The organism is Massilia cavernae, from assembly GCF_003590855.1.
Lineage (GTDB): Bacteria > Pseudomonadota > Gammaproteobacteria > Burkholderiales > Burkholderiaceae_D > Telluria_A > Telluria_A cavernae.
Genome location: NZ_QYUP01000143.1, coordinates 1 through 19,828, shown reverse-complemented (window position 1 = coordinate 19,828; position 19,828 = coordinate 1). Strand labels below are relative to the sequence as shown.

Genomic DNA, 19,828 nt, shown 5'->3' with positions numbered 1-19,828 from the left:
CGGCGATGTCCTCAACGTCGACATCATCAACGGTCTTGCGTTCATAAATTTCGGCGCCTTTCGAGTAGGCGAGTTGGGTAACGCGGTCGCCTTTGATCTTTGTTTTCGCAGCGTTCACCCGAATATAGCAATCGCCGGATGCTGTGTAGTGAACCTTTGGACTTTTCGGTATCCCGATATGTAAGACGAGCCCCTTCTTGGGCACTTGAAGAAACTCCATAAACACATTCTCTACAGCGGGTTTCGTCTCTTCCAACAGGTTTGCGATGATTGCGTTCGCGTCCTCCACCTCAGTGAAGCCCACAATCCGCTCGCCGGTCTCTTTTCGGTCCTCAATGCCGATGTAAAGGTCGCCACCGTCGGAGTTTGCGAATGCTACAAAGGTCTCTTGGAGCTTCGCTGGAGCAATACGCTTGCTTTTTACGTCGTTGAAGTGGTCTTCGTTCAGACTCAGCAGTGTCTTGGCTTCAGTCTGTGAAAGGGCGACAATTTTCATAGTTGTGTGGGTTGTTGTGGGCATTTCGCTATAGTGGATCGAAGGGCACCAAGTTGGGTATGCAATAATTCTGGCCAAGGAATTTCTTGCGCTATTGAGGAGTCTCTAAGCTGCAATCCTATAGTGTACTGGCAACTTATTGCAATTTATTTGTAGCGCAGCAATACTGCAATAACCTATTGATTTTATTGAACTATCTCCTTATGTCTGCATTGGTTCATAGCCTATCGGGGGTTCGAATCCCCCTCTCAAATATGAAAAAGGTCACCCTCGGGTGGCCTTTTTGCATTTGTTTCATGGCGGAGAGAAGCAGAGCCCCTGCGGGCTCTGCGCGGGGGATTCGAAAGCTGTCGCCCTGCTGGGCGCAGCGGGGCCGCGGAACGTGGCCGAATCGCCAGTTTGCTGCTGCCGAAGGCAGCAGCGCCGTGCGCCGAGGGCGCACGTCAACAGCCACTTTGCCGCCGCTTGCGCCGGCGCGCCGGAGGCGCCGGCGCGAAGCGCCTGGTCGCTCGTGGGCTTGCCTGTTAAACTTGCTCAACAGCAACGAGCCGTGAGCCTTCAATTGAGCATCTACACTGAATCAGACCGCTACCATGACGGCGCACACTGCCCCAGTTGTGCACAGAAAATGCAGACAATCGCCGTCGACAGCCGTTCCGTCGGGCGGATCGGAATCGATGTTTGCGTTCAGTGCTTTGTCATCTGGTTCGACAATGCAGAAAGCGCCCAACTTGCGCCCAGTGCGGTCGTGGAGTTGTTCAAGATCGTCAACGCCTGTTCGGACAAGCCGCGCCTGCCGCTGGCAAGTGCCTTGCCTTGCCCACGGTGCAAGTTGCGGCTGAACCTCACCCATGACATCTGCAAAGCTGGGCGGATTTCTTACTATCGCTGTCAGGCGCACGGACGCTTGACGCCGTTCTACCACTTCCTGAGGGAGAAGCAGTTCATCAGCCTGCTGACGCGAATGGAAATCGGTCAGTTGCGTGTCGACGTGAAGCAAATCAAATGCTCTGGGTGTGGTGGCGCGATCAACCTCGAGAAGGACACTGCGTGTTCCTACTGCGGCGCGGCGATCGCCGTCTTGGACGCCGATGCGGTAACCAAAGCGATGGAAGTGTGGGCCGCCGCGGCCGAGCGCCGGCGCAACAGCAGCCCGGCGGAGATTTCAGAAGCGACGCTCAGGCTCGCCACTGCCCATTCAAAATTGTCGGAGAAACAAAGCCGGTCTCTGCCTGATGCCCTGTTTGGGAATGCCGCCAATGCAGACTTGGTGAGCGCATGCATCGCCACGCTGGGCGGACTGTTTGTGCTGTTGGATGATTGATGTAGTCATTCCGGCATGCATCGCAATGAGAATCCAAAAGGTCGAGAATTCATTGGCAGAACACGCTAATCGGTTGTTTAGCACCAACGAATTGCGAAGTTTTTTGCAGCCAAATAGCACTTGTGGCATAGTCACAATATGAAAGCACTCAAGAGTAAGTTGGCCTCCGAACTCCTCGCTGACCCTGCGGCAGCTGATCAACTTCGTCAGTTCTTGGTCAACAAGGGCGCTCGCCCTTCGCTCCAAAATCAAGCCGCATCTAGTGGGTTCATAGTCCAGGGAAAGAACGGCCCGATCAAGGTACTCGCTACCGTGGTACCCAAGGCTACAAAAGCTGCATAGAGTGCAGCGCGAATGAATGTCGCCCTACCTGCGCTCATCGTGTTCCTGGTTCTTTTGCCAGGATTTATCTTTCGCAGCGGCCTAAAGCGGGCGGAACGTACTTCAATAGATTTTTCACCCTTCGGCCGGATTGTCGCAGAAGCGGTCCTATGGGCCATCTTCGCGCATGCAGTGTGGCTAGCATTCTCCTACATCTTTTTTCAGAATCTACTTGAGGCGGTCGTGCTCTTGAACTTGCTTTCATCCCATCCTGCGAGCCAGGCAACAGCAACGCAGCAAGTTGGTGTGGGATTCCCTTGGATCTCGGGTTATTTTGTATCGCTGATCGTCGCGTCGTATGTCGCGCCAAGTGGTATGAGGCGTGATATCGCGTCTCAGGCTGGACCGTGAAGCCGCGCGGTTCAGTTCAATCTTTCGGTTTCACGACGCGCCTTGGTACTACCTTCTTACCGGGGCGGACTTTTCGAACGATGACAAGCCTGACCTGATCGTAGTGTCGGCAATCGTCGAGGTGGCAAAGGAAGGAATACTTTACGTAGGATTCTTGGATGATTTTTACTTTGACTCCGAAGGGCAGCTCGACCGCTTGATCTTGCAAGAAGTTTCGCGGCGCCCGATAACGCTAGATAAACCGGCAGTAGAATCAGGCGACGCGGAGGACGTGCAACGTTTTTACCCAATTGACGGTGACAACTTCGTGCTTCGGTATAGTGAAGCGATTACGTTGAATGTTCAATATGTCAAGCTAACCGAAACCAGCGACGCAGCCGATACCGAACCTCTCCAGACTTAGGGAAGCGCTGATCAATTGACGTTTCTGGCGCCGCGTCCGTTTTTCGAACAGACGGATTCATCCAACTGCGCGATTGCGGAATCGGCACTACCAGAAATCGCTTCTATTCGGTAAATCGGCCCTGCATTTCGCGCTTTTGCGCGCTCAAGACGCAACTCGGGATTCAGATATCGTGAACCGCCTACCCGCCAGGAGCAGATTGGCAAAGCCGAACAACGTGAACAGTTGTGCGGTGTTCTTCGCCAAGCCACGGTAGCGAACCTTGCGATGACGGAACAGGTTCTTCACAACATGGAACGGATGCTCCACCTTTGCCCGCACGCTGGCCTTGAGATGTTCGAGTTTTTCCATCCTGCGTCCAAGCTTGTTGTTGGGCAGCGCCTTGCGTTTGGAGCGCTTCATCGCGACATGCCAGGTGACCGCCTTGCCTTGGTTCTCTTCGCGCTTTTCCACGCCCTGGTAGCCTGCGTCGCCGAGTGCGGCCACTTCGTCGCCATGCAGCAGCGCGTGCGCTTGCGTTACGTCGCTGACGTTGCCGGCGGTGACGACGACGGTGTGCGTCAACCCCGACGTAGCATCAACGCCGATATGGGCCTTGAGGCCGAAGTGCCAATCATTCCCCTTCTTCGACTGGTGCATTTCCGCATCGCGCTTCTTGTCTTTGTTCTTGGTCGATGGGGACGCTGCGATCAGCGTTGCATCGACAATCGTACCCTCGCGCATGATCAAACCCTTCTCCGCCAAGTGGCCGTTGATCGTGTCAAAGATCTTGCGCGTCAGTTCATTTTTCTCAAGTAGTCGGCGGAATTTCAGCAAGGTCGTTGCGTCCGGAGCGGATTCGCGATTGAGGTCAATGCCGACGAAACCACGGATCGCCTGGCTATCGTAGATCGCGTCCTCAATGCCCTCGTCGGACAATCCAAAGCACTGCTGGGCCACGTACATGCGCAGCATGCGCGCCAGTCCAACCGGCGGGCGTCCGGCACCTACAACCTTTGGATAGAAGGGCTCGATCAGTTGATGCAATTGCGACCAAGGCGTCACCTTGTCGATCTCAGCCAGGAAGCGATCACGCCGCGTCAGCTTTTTCTTGGCTGCGTATTCGAGGTCGGAAAAACTCTTCTGCATGGTCGACTGGTCAATGGTGAACGTGGCATCATTGTCTCAGGTCTTGCGCGCCGTCGGAACCGGCCCCGGAGAATAAATCAGCGTTTCCTTAGCTGCCAAGTAAATCGCCGATCACGCAGCCTGTTTGCTGGAACTGAAAAAAATGGGTTCATCGCGGATCGCCGTGGAAGGCAGGGCCGATGACGCGCTTCGCGCTCTTCGGCCCTACGAAACATTCTAGAAAGTGTGACGTAGGCCGAGATTCCAGGCACGGTCGCCGACGCCGCCTTCCGTGGCGTTGCCGACCGTGTACATCGCGCCCCGGCGATTGATAATACGTGAATAGACCGTGTAGATATCCGTACGCCTGGACAGTAAATAGCGATAGCCCAGGGCATACTGTGTAGCATCCTGGTTCGCTGCCATCTTGTCGTTCTTGTGGATAGACGAAGCCAGCAGCACGTGCTTGCCGAATGGGACAGTAAGCCCGACAAGCGCATCGTTACTGTCCTGCGACAATGAGGCGGCAGTAGGGGCAGGCGCACGGCCGAACGGATTAGCTGGGTTTCGCAAGGGTGAGCTGAATGGCCCCTTATTGATACCGTAACCGAGGTGAAGCTTGACGGGCCTGAAAGCGTAGGTGGCCGCCAGAAGCATATTGCGCGAACTGCCCGTGCGAGCGGTTGCGGTGTCGTTATCCTTGTCGTGATACGCCCAGCGCACTGCCACTGGACCAGCAGCATAGGCCAGTGCTACCCCTGCGTGCCTGCCCGCGCTGCTTGTCCCGGGCACTTCACCGGCCGCATAAGCCAGCTCCAAGCTGAATGGTCCCCAGACCGGAGACGCGTACTTGATGCTGTTGTCCATGCGCCCGACGCTGCCGGCCGCCTGAATGAGATTTTTTGAGTCCCCTGCGGTACCGCTGACAAAGGGATCGGCGAGTACCGTGGTCAAATATTGTGGCGAATACTGGCGGCCCAGCGTCACGGCACCAAGGTGCTTGCTGCCGATGCCGACGAAGGCTTGGCGGCCGAACAACACCCCGCCCTGCCCCGATACGCCGGTATCCGCATTGATTCCGGCCTCAAGCACAAACTGCGCAAACCCTCCGCCACCAAGGTCTTCCGTGCCTTCGAATCCCAGCCGGGAACCTGCGGCCACGCCACCGGTTAGCTTGCTGACGGAGTCCGTCCCTCCGCTGTCTCGCGACAGGCCGACATCGACGACCCCATAAACTGCGACGTTCGATTGCGCGAGTGCTGCATTGCAGGCCAGCGCCATGAAGGCGGCGGCTGCGAGTGGTTTGTTCATTGTCTTGTCTCCTGATTGTTTGGAGACTGATTGTAGAAATCGCTACGCGCAGGCGTCTATTGACTTAAGGCGAGTAAGTCATTCCGATCTGGAATCAGGCGCCGCGCCAGTGGCCAAGGATTTGACAGCGTGCCGCAGCTCCTCGATCAGCTTGACGGAGGGCGCCGACAAGATGCCATGACGGCGACGATAGATGGCGAAATGACGTGGTACATGCGCGCACTCGATCATGAGCGGACGAATCTTCTCCCCCATTCCTCCAGCGCTGATCAGGGCGTCCGGGAGCCAGCTTAGGAATCCACACCGTGCCACGAGTGATCGCATGACGCTGACCGATCGGGTTTCCACGGCGGGTTGTGGCGGCATGATGCCATTCGCCAGGAATACCTGTTGCCACTCTTCGCGCGGTCCCATCTTCTTCGGTGGCAGCACCCATTTTTCCGCGACCACATCCGTTAGATTCAGGTCTCGCCTTGCATGCAAGGGGTGTCCCAAGGCCGCAACGATATGACATCCCTCCTGCCAGCCGCTCTCGGAAACCAGAGCCATGTCCTCGGTTTCCGGCAACAGGAATGCCACGGCCAGGTCAATCTCGTTTTTCGCCAGCATGATCGCCAGTTCGTCTGTAAGACCTTCCGCGATATTGACCTGCAGGCCAGGCCATTGCGCCAGCAGCCGGTCGACCGCTTCCGGAAGAATGGTCTCCAGCGCACTTGCAACCGCACCGACCCTGACCACTCCCTTCCTTAGCCCACGCATCGCCGCCATTTCGCCCATGGCATTGGCCGATTCCGCCACCAGATGCGCGGCGTAAGGCTCAAGCACGGTTCCATAGGAGGTCAGGGTCATCCCGCGTGTATGGCGCTCGAACAAGGGAACGCCGAGCTGTTCCTCCAAGCGCTGGATAATGCGTGTCAGTGCAGACTGCGTGACGCACAGCGCCTCGGCTGCACGACCTACGCTGCCATGCTGGATAACCGCAAGGAACGCCTGCAGTTGGCCGAGGTCTCGTATCATGTGGCTTCGCTCGTTGAATGGCGACGGTATTTTTGCAATGATACAGTGCGGCACCCCATAGGGTGCCGTTCGTTCAGCGGTTCACCTCTTTGGCGCGCAGGCTGAGCACTGCAGCCGCGCCTGCCGCTACGATCACCGCCATGACGTAAAGCGCCAGGTTCGGGTGCGCGGTATTGGTCTTGAGCCAGCCGATGCCGAAGGGCCCGACAAACCCCGCCAGCGCGCCAGCCGAGTTAAGCAATGCCAGTCCGCCGGCCATCGCGCTGCCTCCCAATATGGCCGACGGCACGGGCCAGAACATCGGCAGTGCCGTGGTCAGTCCTGCAGTTGCCACCATCAATGCCACCATCGTCAACGACAGATTTGGCATATGGGCCGCGGCGATCAATCCCAGCGCGCCGATCAGCATCGGCACGGCAAGGTGATAGCGTCGCTCGCGCCTCGCGTCCGCCGAACGCCCCACCAGAATCATGACGATGGTCGCGCAGAGATAGGGAATCGCCGTCAGCAAGCCAATCGTCTTCAACGACTGAACGCCGGCCTCCCTGACCAGTGTGGGCATCCAGAACGCCAGCCCGAGATTGCCCAGCGCAATACAGAAATAGATCGCTGCCAGTAGCCACAGGCGCGGGCTGGCCAGTGCAGCCGAGAACGAGTGCGTACTCTTGTGCTTATTCTCGAGGGCGAGCTGCATCTGCAGTTGGCTCTTTTCCTGCGGCGTCAACCATTTCGCGTCCGCGATCTTGTCGGTCAGCAGAAACAGGCAGATCACGCCCAAGACAACCGGGGGAATACCCTCGATCACAAACATCCACTGCCATCCACCCAAGCCGGAGACGCCCTGCATCGACTCGAGTATCAACCCCGATATCGGTGCGCCGATCACGGTGGAGACGGGCACCGCCGCCATCAGCAACGCTACCACGCGACCACGCTGCACAGAAGGGAACCACTGGCTGAGATACAGCAGCACGCCTGGGAAAAAGCCGGCTTCGGCAACGCCGAGCAGGAAACGCATGACATAAAACTGGTTTGCGGTCGTCACCAACATCATCCCGGCGGACAATAGGCCCCAGGTGATCATGATACGAGCAATCCAGCGCCGGGCGCCGACACGCGCCATGATCAGGTTGCTCGGCACCTCGAACAGGAAATAGCCGATGAAGAAGATGCCCGCGCCGAGGCCATAGACTGCTTCGCTGAACTGCAACTGCTGTGCCATCTGCAACTTGGCGAAAGCCACGTTAACACGGTCCAGGTAAGCGAACAGGTAGCACATCAGCAGGAACGGCATGACACGCCAGACGAGCTTGCGGAAAAGTGGCTCGTCGGCTTGGACGCTTCCGACGTCCGCGTGTGATATTTGCATTTCAGTCTCCGAATATTTTTAGAATGGTCAACACAGGCAAAGGCGGTTCAGGTCCGGTAGCCAGGCTCCTTTCGATCGAGCATCCGCCGTAGGGCAGCCCAGTCGCGGCCCTGGATGAAGTCGTTGGAATTGGCGAACTGTTGGGCGGCGTGTTCGCAGACTGCTTTCGGCGGCATCACCAATTGGGTGCCGCTGCTGGTCGCGTCCAGCTGGATCTGGCACGCAAGCTCCAGGTAATACATCAATTCGAACGCCTCCCGTACATTTGCACCGGCAGTGAGCAGGCCATGATTGCGCAAGATGAGTACATCATGCGATCCCAGATCCTCCACCAGCCGTCGCTGTTCGTCGAGATCGAGCGCGATCCCCTCATACCCGTGATAGCCGACCCGGTTGTAGAAGCGCATCGCGTGCTGCGAGATGGGCAGCAGGCCGCGCTCCTGGGCGGAGATCGCCACCCCCGCCCTGGTATGGGTATGAAACACGCAGCCAAGGTCATGGCGTGCTTTGTGGATCGCGGAATGGATGACGAAGCCGGCGGGATTGACTTCCAGTCCGTCGTCGTCCAGCAGGTTGCCGTCAATATCGACCTTGACCAGATTGGAAGCGCTGACCTCTTCGTACAGCAATCCGAACGCATTGATCAGGAAATGGTTATCGCTGCCAGGTACCCTGAGCGAGATGTGGTTGTAGATCATGTCCGTCATGCGGTAGTGCACGCACAGGCGATAGCAGGCGGCGAGATCTTCTCGCGCTTGCCACTCCTGCGGCGAAACACGCTGGCGAACGGTCGCGCGGCGTTGTTCCAGGACGGTTTCAAGCGTTTTTGGGTCCATTTGACTCTCCAGACTTGGCGGTCAGGCGGCGCAGCATGCGCGCCTGTACGAGAGTCAAGTGTAGGAAGCCGGCGCTTTACCTGTCCATTGACTTATACCGCCCAAGCCATTCTGATCTGGAATGCCGCTGGTAAAACGGGCATGAGTGTGAGGTGTACTGTCGTCACGAGACGGGCAAGCGCGGTACGCCGCCCGCCGCGCTCCCGATGGCATGGCGCTACCACTGAATCGGCCTCAGAGTAGGCCCAACGGCATGGCATTCGGCCGGTCCCTGCTCGCTCGGATCATGCCGGAAGTGCGCGCCATACCACACGACCACGTCCGTATCGTCGATCGCTTCGCCGTTCACGTACCGGTCGACTTGCACTTCGGTCCCGCCAGACGGGCCGCCGTCATCGATCTCGGCGCCGCGGTAGCGCAGGAACCACAAGTCGCCTCGTCCATACGCGTCGACCACGCCGTCAGTCGGGCCCGGGATGATTTCGTAGCGCTCCCCCGACACGGTGTTGGTGACGCGCCATTTCCGGCGCCGGCCAGTGTCGCGCAAGCGCTTGATCTCGTGCAGCTTCCTGTGCCAGTTGGTACCGCCGATGATCGGTGGATCGTTGAACTCTTCGACCCGGTTATTCCCGGCCGTGCGCAGGTCGAGGTCAAGCCGCCAGTAGACATGATGGACATGGGTCTTGCAGACGCACGAGTTGCGCGCCGCCGCGAACCTGAAGCGAGGGCGGATCGTCCCGTCCCTGTGGAATCGCCATTCCTGGATGTAGCGATACCATCCCGCTGCCATCTCCGTGGTCACGATCAGCTCGCACTCCGTGGTCTGGACGGCGACCCCGGTGAAATTACCGGCGTCGCTCCCGGAGCACGAGGTTACGGGCGTCCTGTTCGTCCACCGAAATCCCGGTGCGACGTCCGTGCCATCGACCTGGAAGCAGTGTTCCTCGTATTGCCAGTCCCGATACGGTCCACACTCGTCGCCGGCGTACTTCACGTTCAGCACTGGCACATGGCCGCGATACAGGACGCGCTTGCCGCGGTAGTTGGCGAACCGGATTTCCAGGCCGGAGCCTTCGCGTCCCGACGAAGCGGCGGGCCTAATCGCCAGCAGCTCCCAAACCGGGTTAACGGTCGGCCAGGAGATCCACAGCTGGCCGGGCGTACCGCGCCTCGGCGCCGGACAGTAAAAGGGCGGGATGCCGCAGGTAGTGGGGTCGGCGTGCGCGCCAGGTGGAGCGCCGGTGTCGAAGTGTTCGACACGCTGGGTCACCATGTTAACGGCCACGATCTGGTGCCGCAGGTTGCTGTCGGGCGCCGACAGCAGTCCAACCGTGAGCGTACGCGCGACGGCGCCTGTGGGATCGGCCCGTTCAAGGAACGGTGGCATTGGGCGATATACGGTCAGCAGGCCGCATAGCAGATGCCGCGCAAAGATCTCTTCGCGGGCGACGATCTCGGCCGCCTCTTCCCATTCCTCGGCCGATGGCAGCGGCTGGCGCGCGCTGCTCAGGATCTCGAGCCTGCTGGCGTCGGGATAGATCGCGCTCAGCTCCAGGTTGCGGCTGTTGGTGTAATCGTAGACCTGCACGCCGTACCGAAGCGGAATCGCGGGAAGATCCGAACCGGTCTTCTCGTCATTCTCGAGAAGCTCGATCGCCAGCACGCGATAGCGCGTGTTGGCTAACAGGTTCGCGACGCTTGGCTGTGCCAGCAGCACAGCGATAAACGCATCCTGTTCCTCGAGCGTCGGCCCCTGGGCCTGGCGCACCAGGATGTCGGTTCCTTCAGGCTGTGTCCACGGGAAGGACGGGGAGCTTGTTGCAGCAGTCGGCGTTGGTGCGCATGTGCAAGATGAATGTTCCATGGTGAACTCCTCAAGTAGGGACCGGCCGTGGTCCGTACGGAACTGGACCGGCCCGTTGAGGTTACCCGGCTAAGTGCTGCGCAGCTTGAGACAAAGCAGACTCAGCAGTCACTTGTAAGCGGGCATTCAATCGTGTCGCAGCTTGTCGCCCGCCATCGCAATGAGGAAGGATGCCAGCGCCGGCACACCCGGTGCAAAGGTGCCTGCTCCGGCGCCGAGCTGGGGGCGCAGGCTACGCATGCGGCGCGCGAGCCCAATGGCAGGCGGACGAGCCTGCGATTCTCAAGCGGCCTGACGCAAAACCCACGCCGCAGCCACCAATTTCGTCAGCGCCGGCAGCACCTCCCCCCACTGCCGGGTCTTCAGCCCGCAATCCGGATTCACCCACAGCCGTGCTGCCGGAATACGCTCGGCCGCTTTCTTCATCAGCTGCACGATATGCTCCTGCGTCGGAATGTTCGGCGAGTGGATATCGTAGACGCCCGGACCAATCTCGTTCGGATAGTTGAAGTTATCGAAGGCATCCAGCAATTCCATATCCGAGCGCGACGTTTCGATGGTGATCACGTCGGCGTCCATATCGGCGATCGAAGCGATGATGTCGTTGAACTCCGAATAGCACATGTAGGTGTGAATCTGTGTCGCGTCGCCCACACCGTTGGCCGTGATACGGAACGATTCGACCGCCCAATCTAGGTTTTCCTGCCATTGCGCCTTGCGCAGCGGCAGGCCTTCACGCAGCGCAGCCTCGTCGATCTGAATGACGCGCCCGTCCGCCCTCAGTCAGGCGATTTCGTCGAACGCTGCTGTCAGATCTCAAAAAGGAATTGGCACGTCCGTTTTGGACCGAACAGCGGACCTACCGCGTCCGCCGCTAGCACCGGGCATGCCTCCAGCAAGTGCACGTGTAATGGCTGCGCGGGGCTTGAATTTGAAAACCTCGTTTGGCCGAGCCAAGGAAAAGCTGGAGAAAACCAAGGCCAGGGTGCGCGCAAAAATCGAGCATCCGTTCCATGTGCGGTCGCCTCGTCACTTACGTAGATCCCAAGCCAATTGGAACGCGGCAGCAAGCGGTATGGTTGCGAAGAACGGGCAAAAACCGCAGAGCGTAGTCCCCGTTAGTGAAGATTGTCTAAATGTATGAGTTAATTTCACTAAATTTTTTGCGCGGTGTACTCGACTATCATGTGAACTCGAGGAGGGAAGCACGGCGAGGGGGATCGCAACTCGGAACACGCATCGGCATGTGATGCCTGAACGAGCCGGTCGACAAGGCGCCCCGAATACCCGATCGCTATTTCTATAACCGTTTTGGAGCGGAGCGCTCACATGTATTTCGATCCCAATGCAGTTCGCATTCCCAACGGTCATTTCATTGACGGCCGCTTGATCCAGGAGAACGGCAACACACTAATCGTTCGACGCCCCGCCGACAATGCCATTGTCGCCGAATTGCCGATCGCGAACGCCAATACCGTCGATCAAGCCGTTCAAAATGCCACGCAGGCGTATGAGACTACGGAATGGTCTATGGGCGCACCTCGGATCCGAGCCCGCCTATTACGGCGTTGGGCCGATCTGATCGAGGCCAATAAGGTAGCTCTCGGCCAATTGGAGGCGGTCACATCAACCCGCCCCGTCAGGGACGTCATTGAAATCGATATTCCCTACGCGGCCGACTGCATCCGGTTTTTCGCCGAATTCGCGGATAAGCTTGGCGGCGAGGTTGCCGCCACCCGCGCGGACCATCTGGGGATGGTGACGTCCGAGCCTTACGGCGTCGTGGCAGCCATCGCGCCATGGAATTTCCCGATCACCCAGGCCATCACCAAGATCGCGCCGGCCCTCGCCGCTGGCAATGCCGTTGTACTCAAACCGTCGGAGATGACCCCGTTCAGCGCGCTGGCTCTGGCGGAACTGGCGATCGAAGCCGGTATCCCAACGGGCATCTTCAATATCGTACAGGGCACCGGCGCTGTGACAGGCGACCTCCTTTGCCGGCATCCCATGGTCGGGAAAATTTCATTTACCGGGTCTACCCGTACGGGCGAGGCAATCATGACCGCCAGCGCCCAAAGCGGAATCAAGCCCGTCACGCTGGAGCTTGGCGGCAAAAGCCCCCAACTTGTGTTTTCCGACGTTCCCGATCTCGACAGGGTCGCGCGCGCGATCGCCGCTTCCTTCCTCAACAATGCCGGCCAGGTGTGCGTCGCCGGGTCCCGCCTGATCGTACAACGCAGCATTGAAGCTCCGCTGCTCGATCGCATCATTGCTCTAACCAAAGCTATTCGCCCTGGCCCAACCTGGGCAACCACCACGACCTATTCGCCACTTATCTCACACCCGCACATGGAGCGCATCGACGGGATCGTCAAACGTGCCATCGCAGGCGGCGCGAGCGTCCTCACCGGGGGCGGGCGCCTGAGTACGGTTGATGACGGCGCCTATTACCAGCCTACGATTCTGTCGGGCGTCAGGTCAGAATCCGAAGCTGTTCGTGAAGAAATCTTTGGGCCAGTGCTGACGGTGCAAAGTTTCGACGACGAAGACGATGGCCTGGCGCTGACGGATCACAAATATGGCCTTGCAGCCGGCGTTTATACCGGCAACATTAATCGCGCTTTGCGCGCGCGCCGACGCATTCAGGCCGGCACAATTTGGGTGAACAGGTATGGCCGGTCCGCCGATTTCATTATCCCAACCGGCGGCTACAACAACTCCGGTATTGGCAAGGACCTGGGCCGCCAGGCTGTGGAAGCCAACCTGCGTCACAAGAGCACGCTCATCGCCTTCGATGAATAAGCCGCAACCACGATATCTTTCACAACAAAGGAAACCAACATGAGCACCTTCCGTCCCAAGTACATCACCTTCGATTGTTATGGCACGCTGACGCGCTTCCGCATGGCCGACATGACGCGCGCCATGTTCGCCGACCGCATCCCGGCCGACCAGATGGATGAATTCGTGATGCTGTTCGCGTCGTACCGCATGGACGAAGTCCTGGACGAATGGAAGCCATACGAAGACGTGGTCAAGAATGCGATCCACCGCGCGTGCGCCCGCTGGGGCGTGCCAATCACGGACGCCGAAGCGCAAAGCTATTATGACGCGGTGCCGACCTGGGGTCCTCATCCCGATGTTCCCGAGCCGCTGGCCAGGGTCGCCAAGGAGTTCCCACTGGTAATCTATTCGAACGCTGCCAATGCGCAAATCATGCACAACGTCGAATTGCTCGGAGCGCCCTTCCATAAAGTGTTCACCGCAGAAACCGCGAAGGTCTACAAGCCACGGCTGGCCGCCTTCGAATATATGATCGATAACCTTAACTGCAATCCGGAAGAGATCCTGCACGTCTCGTCCAGCCTGCGCTACGACCTGATCCCGGCGCGCAGCCTGGGGATCAAGAACAAGGTGTTTGTCAATCGCGGCCATGACCCGTCGACGCCATCATACGGCTACACCGAGATATCGGACCTGTCGGGCCTGCCTGGCGTGGTCGGCCTCTAAGCGATACTGCTCGCAATCGCAAAGGACCTTGCCCATGAAGCCTGAATCGTTTTGCATGACTGCGCCGCCGCGGGTGATCGTGGTCGGCGCCGGACCAGCCGGCGTGCGCTGCGCCGGGGAGTTGGTGGCGGCAGGCCTGCGCCCGCTGCTGGTCGATGAAGGATTGCGCGACGGCGGCCAGGTCTACCGCCGCCAGCCGGCCAATTTTACGCGCTCGCCTGCCACGCTATACGGCAGCGAAGCGGGCCGGGCCCAGGCGCTGCACCGCGCTTTCGAGTCCTTGCGCGACAAGGTCGATTACCGTCCAGGCACACTCGCATGGAATATCAGCGACGGCCATCTGTACCTGGCGCGCGACGGACAGAACGAGGCAGTGCCCTATGACGCGCTGCTGGTCTGTTCCGGCGCCACCGACCGGCTGTTTCCGGTCAAGGGCTGGCATATGGCCGGCACCTTCAGCCTTGGGGCCGCGCAGATTGCGTTGAAATCGCAGGCCTGCGCGATCGGCAGCCGCGTGGTGTTCCTCGGCACCGGCCCCCTGCTCTACCTGGTGGCGATGCAATACCTGAAAGCCGGCGCGAATATCGCCTCTGTGCTCGACACGTCGCGCCTGGCCCACCAGCTCGGCGCGGTGCCGAAGCTACTGGCGCGCCCGCGGCTGCTGCTCAACGGACTACGCTACATCGCGGCGCTGCGCAGGGCCGGCGTGCCGGTGCTGTCGGGCGTGACGCCGGTTGAAATTGCCGGCACCGCCGACGATGGCGTGCACGGCATCGTGATCCGCGACTCCCGTGGCCGAACCCGGCGTTTCGATTGCGACGCGGTGTCGATGGGCTACCATCTACGCCCTGAAACCCAGTTGGCCGACCTGGCGCGCTGCGCCTTTCGCTTCGACGAGGCATCGCGCCAGTGGTTTCCCGACATCGACCAGGACGGCCGGGCCTCCGTGCCGGGCATTTACCTCGCCGGCGATGGCGTGCGGCTACTAGGCGCCGACGGCGCCGAGAACGCGGGCCGGCTGGCCGCGCTGGCCGCCATGGCCGACCTCGGCCTGCCGGTCGACTCGGCCAGGCTTGCGGGCCTGCGACAGGCACAGCAAAAAATGGACCGCTTTCGCCAGGGCTTGCTCGAAGCGTTTCCATGGCCGGCGCAGCAAGCCGCCGCGCTGCCGGACGACGCCATTGTCTGCCGCTGCGAATCGATCAGCGCGGGAGACTTGCGGCGCGTCGTGTGCGAGATGGGCCAAGGCGCGGCCGAAGCCAACCGTGCCAAGGCCTTCAGCCGGGTCGGCATGGGACGCTGCCAAGGCCGCTTTTGCGGCCAGGCCGGCGCCGAGGTCGTCGCCGCCGCCGCCGCCGGGGTGCCGCTGCGCGAAGTCGGCCGCCTGCGCGGCCAGGCGCCGGTCAAGCCGTTACCGATCTCGACGACAACCATCACGACGCCGGGGGGCGAGGCCCGCTGCACTCCTTGCGATACCGTACTTGAACACAGCAACGAACAGGCCATAGAGGCCAGGCCATGAGCGCAAATGTTGCGGATGTGATCATCGTCGGCGGCGGCATCATGGGCGCCACCACTGCGTTCTTCCTGCGCCGGCGTGGCATATCCGTGATCCTGCTGGAACGCGGCCTGGTCGGCCAGCAGGCCAGCGGCGTCAACTTCGGCAACATCCGGCGCCAGGCCCGGTACCTGCCGCAACTGCCCCTGGCCAACCGCGCTTTGGCAATTTGGGAACAATTGCCGCAGTTGATCGGCGACGATGTCGAGCTGATCCAAAGGGGGCACATCCGCGTCGCCTATGCGGACGACCAGGTCGCGCGGCTGGAAAACTACCAGCGTGGCGCCGCCGACTACGGACTCGACCTGGAACTCGTCAGCGGCGCCGCGATGCGGGCCCGTTATCCCTTCCTCGGTGCGGAGGTCAAGGCCGCCTCGCTGTCAGCGCGCGATGGCCATGCCAACCCACGCCTGGCAGCACCGGCCTTCGCGCGCGCCGCGACCCGGCTGGGCGCGCAGATTATCGAAAATACCGAAGTGCTGGCAATCGCCAAGGACGGCACCGATTTCCGCGCCAGTTGCGCCGACGGCCGGGAGTATCGCGCGCCGGCGCTGCTGGTCGCCAACGGCGCCTGGGCCAATGCGCTGTGCAGCCAGTTTGGCGAACCGGTGCCGCTCGTGGTACGCGGACCGCAAATGGCGGTCACCGAACCGGTCCCCTACGCGATCGCGCCGTCAGTCGGCGTCGCCACCACCCAACTGGAAGAAACGCTGTACTTCCGCCAGATCAAGCGCGGCAACATCGTGCTGGGCGGCTGCGGCCGCGGCCCGGCTGATCCTCAGCAGCGGCGCGCCCATGTGCTGCCGGAACATACGCTGACCCAGTTCAGGCAACTGGCGCGGCTGGCGCCGGCGCTGGCGCGGCTGAACATCATCCGGGTCTGGAGCGGCATCGAAGGCTACATGCAGGACGAGGTGCCGGTCATGGGCCCGAGCGCGCGCGTGGCTGGCCTGCACTACGCGTTCGGCTTTTGCGGCCACGGCTTCCAGCTCGGCCCCGGCGTCGGCGACGTCATGGCCGAACTGATCGCCACCGGCGCCACCTCGACACCGATCACCCCGTTCCTGATCAGCCGTTTCGCCAGCGAACCGGCGCTGGCGTAACCCATGCCGGCCGCGTCATTGCGGCGGCTGGCGCCAGGGCGGCAACGGCTGGAAGCGCTCCTGCAGGAATTTCATGAAGCTCCTGGTGCGCACGGGCAAGCCCTTCCTGGCATGCGTCAAGGCGATCACGTGCGCGTCCGACAGCTTGAACGCCGGCAGCAGGCGGACCAGGTCCCCGCTGGCGATATCGGCCGCGACATCCCACTCGGAGCGAACGATGATGCCGCGTCCTTCGCGCGCCCATTGATGAACCACATCGCCGTCGTTGCAGATCAGCTTGGGCTGGACGCGCACACTCCGGGTGGTCCGGCCCTTTTTGAAATGCCACAAGGTGCCATCCTCATTGTTTTCACGCAGCGCAATGCAAGGCAGCTGCGCCAGCTGTTCGGGCGTTTCGGGCACGCCGTACTGGCGTAACAGTGCCGGCGCCGCGCAGACAAAACGGGCGTTCGGTGCGATCGTATAGCCGATCAGGTTCGACAGTGCAAGCTCGCCGATGTGGATGCCCACGTCGAATCGCTCGCCGATCTCCGTCAGCGGCTGGTCCGACAAGGCCAGTACGACGTCGACTTCCGGGTGCAATTGCTGGTATTCCGCCGCGGCAGCGGCGATATAGCGGCGCCCGAATCCCAGCGGCGCGTTGATCTTCAACGTCCCGATCATGCCGCCGCGCCGCGAGCGCACCTCCTCCAGCAAGGTATCGAACTGCTCGATGACGCCCAAGCCCTGCTGGCACAGCAGCTCGCCCTCCTCCGTGAAACGCAGCTTGCGCGAACTCCGGTCGACCAGGTGCACATCGAGCCCGCGCTCGATATGCTGCAGGCGCTGGCTTACTGCCGACGGCGTCAAGCCCAGGGTGCGGGCTGCAGCGAGCAAGCTCGCGTGCTCGCGAAGTATCAGTAAGAAGCGCAGGTCGCCAGATTCCCTCATTTAATCTTCCTACATTCATAAGTTAATAAATCTAAATTCAATCCTTATTCTACTCGACTATGATGAAGACATCATCAACACATTGGAGCTGGTAATGGAAAAAGCCCGGTTGGACCCAATGGTCGAGACGCCAGCGCTGCTGCTGGACCGCCAGCGGATGGACCGCAACATCGCGCGGATGCGCGCGCACCTGTCCACGCTCGGCGTACAGATGCGCCCGCACGTCAAGACCAACAAATGCCTGGAGGTGGCGCGCCGCCTGTTCGACGACGGCTGCGGCCCGATCACGGTGTCGACGCTGCGCGAAGCGCGCTTCTTCTTCGAACATGGCTTCACCGACATCCTTTACGGCGTGGCCATCGCGCCGAACAAGTTTGCGCAGGCGGCAGAGCTGGTGCGGATGGGCGCGTCCCTGACGCTGGTGCTTGACTCGATGGAGACGACCAGGCAGCTGGCTGCCTATGCAACCGACCAGCGCCAGAAATTTGACGTGCTGCTGGAGATCGACTGCGATGGCCACCGGTCAGGCCTGGCGCCCGATTCCCCGCTGATCGTGGAGATCGCCCACGCCCTGCGGCTGGGCGGGATTGAAGTCAAGGGCGTGATGACGCATGCCGGCAACTCTTACAACAGCAAGAGCATTGCACAGATCGAGGCGTACGCCTGCCAGGAACGCGATGCGGTGCTGCTGGCGGCGAAGACACTGCGGAATGCCGGGTTCGCCGCGCCGGTGGTGAGCGTCGGATCGACGCCAACCGCGCTGTTCGCAAAGGATTTGACCGGGGTGACCGAAGTCAGGGCCGGCGTCTTTGTATTCTTCGACCTGGTGATGGCGGGCCTTGGCGTGTGCCAATTGTCCGATATCGCGCTATCGGTATTGACGACCGTGATTGGGCATCAGCCCGAAAAAGGCTGGACCATCGTCGATGCAGGCTGGATGGCGCTGTCGCGCGACCGCGGGACTGCGTCGCAGGCGGTCGACCAGGGCTACGGTGTCGTGTGCGACGTCCATGGCGCGCCCTTGCCGGACATGATCGTGGTCGCCGCAAACCAGGAGCACGGCATTGTGGCGGCGCGTGACGGTTGCGCTGGCGCTGCGGCGTTCCCGGTCGGTACCCAGTTGCGGATATTTCCCAACCATGCCTGCGCCACCGCGGCGCAACACGGCGGCTACCACGTGACTGGCGACCAGGTGCCGTCGGCATACTGGCCGCGGTTTGGCGGCTGGTGATACTAACCTGACGAGAGGCTTTCAATGATCACGGTTTCATCCCCCACGCCCCCGCCCCGGCAGGGCACTATTCGCAAGCGACGCTTGCCGCCGGGCTGGTGTTCGTATCAGGCCAATTGCCCCTGCGCCCGCCATCGATGGAGATTCCCGAAGGTATCGAGGCGCAATTGATCCAGGCCATGAAAAATGTCGAGCACATCCTGCTTGCGGCCGGATCGTCGCTGGCAAAACTGGTCAGCGTACAGCTGTTCATCGCCGACGTCAGCCTGTGGCCCGAAGTCAACCGCGTCTACGCGCAAATCATGCGGTCGAGCAAACCAGCGCGAACCATCGTTCCGGTCGGCGCCCTCCATTACGGTGCCCTGATTGAAATTAACGCGATTGCCGAAGTCGCGGACCACCTTGATTGACATCCTCCCCTTCGTGAACGAAAGGGGATTCCCACTGCTGGCGTCTGATGTCCCAGACGGAAGCCGGACTGAAAGAGCCCAGCTTCTTATTCAATCCGCAGGATATCTCTCGACCTCGCCTAAAGCGACTGCGGATTGGAGAAAGCGGTACTAGTAAATCATGCCCCAGCGCGTAATCGCATACTGAAGCACTTATGGAGTTTGACCGTGGACCAACACCAAAGTTCAAAACTTTTTTTCACTTGGACGGCTGCGGGCGCTTCGCGCCCGGCTCCTTTCACTCCCTGCCCTGAAGTACAGGGTTTCTAAGAGCAATTCTGATGAAAGTACTTTGATGACGACCGCCAGCACATCAGCCGCCCGCGCAGCACTGGACGCCTACCCAGTCGAGTTCGAATTTCCGGATATCCGCCCCTACGCGGAAGGAAATACCGGCATCCCGTATCTGTTTACTTTCGACAGCGGCACGCCGGGCAAGCACGTGATGATCATTTCGCTTACCCACGGCAATGAAGTGTCCGGCGCGGTCGCGGTCAAGGCCATGCTCGACGCCGGCTTGCGGCCTCGCCGCGGCCGCCTGACGCTGGCATTCGGCAATGTCGACGCCTACCACAGCTTCGATCCGGC

At 60.5% G+C, this 19,828-nt stretch carries 18 protein-coding genes and 1 pseudogene; 10 read left to right on the top strand and 9 right to left on the bottom strand.

The window, feature by feature from the left end; all coding sequences use genetic code 11:
- The coding region (locus D3872_RS18495) for an AlbA family DNA-binding domain-containing protein (protein WP_147373920.1) at positions 1-496 on the bottom strand (496 nt) is incomplete at its 3' end.
- A gap of 550 nt (positions 497-1,046) precedes the next feature.
- Between D3872_RS18495 and D3872_RS18490 the strand changes: the two genes are divergently transcribed.
- From D3872_RS18490 to D3872_RS18485, 3 genes are all read left to right on the top strand, one after another.
- Positions 1,047-1,820 (top strand): TFIIB-type zinc ribbon-containing protein, encoded by a 774-nt coding sequence (locus tag D3872_RS18490; protein WP_147373919.1) that lies wholly within the window; start codon positions 1,047-1,049, stop codon positions 1,818-1,820.
- Between the two features lie 354 nt (positions 1,821-2,174).
- Positions 2,175-2,552: a hypothetical protein gene (locus tag D3872_RS25305; RefSeq protein WP_147373918.1), complete on the top strand. Its 378-nt coding sequence runs from the start codon at positions 2,175-2,177 to the stop codon at positions 2,550-2,552.
- On the top strand, positions 2,524-2,955 hold the full coding sequence (locus D3872_RS18485) for a hypothetical protein (RefSeq protein ID WP_119812188.1): 432 nt from the start codon (positions 2,524-2,526) through the stop codon (positions 2,953-2,955). Before D3872_RS25305 ends, D3872_RS18485 begins: the two co-directional genes overlap by 29 nt.
- Before the next feature lie 144 nt (positions 2,956-3,099).
- On the opposite strand, the gene D3872_RS18480 is transcribed toward D3872_RS18485, so the two are convergent.
- The 7 genes and pseudogenes from D3872_RS18480 to D3872_RS18450 all read right to left on the bottom strand — a co-directional run.
- Positions 3,100-4,083 (bottom strand): IS5 family transposase, encoded by a 984-nt coding sequence (locus D3872_RS18480; RefSeq protein WP_119809088.1) that lies wholly within the window; start codon positions 4,081-4,083, stop codon positions 3,100-3,102.
- Between the two features lie 216 nt (positions 4,084-4,299).
- Complete coding sequence (locus tag D3872_RS18475) at positions 4,300-5,373, bottom strand: porin (protein WP_229459406.1); 1,074 nt, start codon at positions 5,371-5,373, stop codon at positions 4,300-4,302.
- 78 nt (positions 5,374-5,451) lie between these two features.
- On the bottom strand, positions 5,452-6,390 hold the full coding sequence (locus tag D3872_RS18470; RefSeq protein WP_119812187.1) for a LysR family transcriptional regulator: 939 nt from the start codon (positions 6,388-6,390) through the stop codon (positions 5,452-5,454).
- A gap of 73 nt (positions 6,391-6,463) precedes the next feature.
- A complete protein-coding gene (locus D3872_RS18465) occupies positions 6,464-7,759 on the bottom strand; it encodes an MFS transporter (protein WP_182915855.1) in 1,296 nt (431 codons plus the stop codon).
- 47 nt (positions 7,760-7,806) lie between these two features.
- On the bottom strand, positions 7,807-8,595 hold the full coding sequence (locus D3872_RS18460) for a class II aldolase/adducin family protein (protein WP_119812186.1): 789 nt from the start codon (positions 8,593-8,595) through the stop codon (positions 7,807-7,809).
- Positions 8,596-8,812: 217 nt separating this feature from the next.
- Positions 8,813-10,459 (bottom strand): hypothetical protein, encoded by a 1,647-nt coding sequence (locus tag D3872_RS18455; protein WP_147373917.1) that lies wholly within the window; start codon positions 10,457-10,459, stop codon positions 8,813-8,815.
- Positions 10,460-10,741: 282 nt separating this feature from the next.
- Positions 10,742-11,239 (bottom strand): annotated as a pseudogene (locus tag D3872_RS18450) (5-methyltetrahydropteroyltriglutamate--homocysteine S-methyltransferase); the annotation flags it as partial.
- Between the two features lie 549 nt (positions 11,240-11,788).
- Here D3872_RS18450 and D3872_RS18445 point away from each other — a divergent pair.
- From D3872_RS18445 to D3872_RS18430, 4 genes are read left to right on the top strand one after another with little or no spacing between them, the layout of a single operon-like run.
- The gene (locus D3872_RS18445) at positions 11,789-13,261 is read left to right on the top strand and encodes an aldehyde dehydrogenase family protein (RefSeq protein WP_119812184.1); all 1,473 of its coding nucleotides are present in this window, start codon (positions 11,789-11,791) and stop codon (positions 13,259-13,261) included.
- 39 nt (positions 13,262-13,300) lie between these two features.
- Complete coding sequence (locus tag D3872_RS18440) at positions 13,301-13,969, top strand: haloacid dehalogenase type II (protein ID WP_119812183.1); 669 nt, start codon at positions 13,301-13,303, stop codon at positions 13,967-13,969.
- Positions 13,970-14,003: 34 nt separating this feature from the next.
- Positions 14,004-15,491 carry an FAD/NAD(P)-dependent oxidoreductase gene (locus D3872_RS18435; protein WP_229459405.1) on the top strand — a complete coding sequence of 496 codons (1,488 nt, stop codon included), beginning with the start codon at positions 14,004-14,006 and terminating at the stop codon, positions 15,489-15,491.
- The gene (locus D3872_RS18430; protein ID WP_119812181.1) at positions 15,488-16,630 is read left to right on the top strand and encodes an NAD(P)/FAD-dependent oxidoreductase; all 1,143 of its coding nucleotides are present in this window, start codon (positions 15,488-15,490) and stop codon (positions 16,628-16,630) included. The genes D3872_RS18435 and D3872_RS18430 overlap by 4 nt, the downstream gene beginning before the upstream one ends.
- Positions 16,631-16,645: 15 nt before the next feature.
- Here the strand turns inward: D3872_RS18430 and D3872_RS18425 are convergent, their stop codons facing one another.
- Positions 16,646-17,560, bottom strand: coding sequence for a LysR family transcriptional regulator (locus D3872_RS18425; protein WP_119812180.1), 915 nt, complete (start codon positions 17,558-17,560; stop codon positions 16,646-16,648).
- A gap of 94 nt (positions 17,561-17,654) precedes the next feature.
- On the opposite strand from D3872_RS18425, the gene D3872_RS18420 reads away from it, so the two are divergent.
- The 3 genes from D3872_RS18420 to D3872_RS18410 all read left to right on the top strand — a co-directional run.
- Positions 17,655-18,791 carry a DSD1 family PLP-dependent enzyme gene (locus tag D3872_RS18420; RefSeq protein WP_119812179.1) on the top strand — a complete coding sequence of 379 codons (1,137 nt, stop codon included), beginning with the start codon at positions 17,655-17,657 and terminating at the stop codon, positions 18,789-18,791.
- A gap of 38 nt (positions 18,792-18,829) precedes the next feature.
- A complete protein-coding gene (locus tag D3872_RS18415; RefSeq protein ID WP_119812178.1) occupies positions 18,830-19,201 on the top strand; it encodes a RidA family protein in 372 nt (123 codons plus the stop codon).
- Positions 19,202-19,535: 334 nt separating this feature from the next.
- Positions 19,536-19,828 (top strand): M14 family metallopeptidase (locus D3872_RS18410; RefSeq protein ID WP_502567773.1); only part of this gene is annotated, 293 nt, incomplete at its 3' end.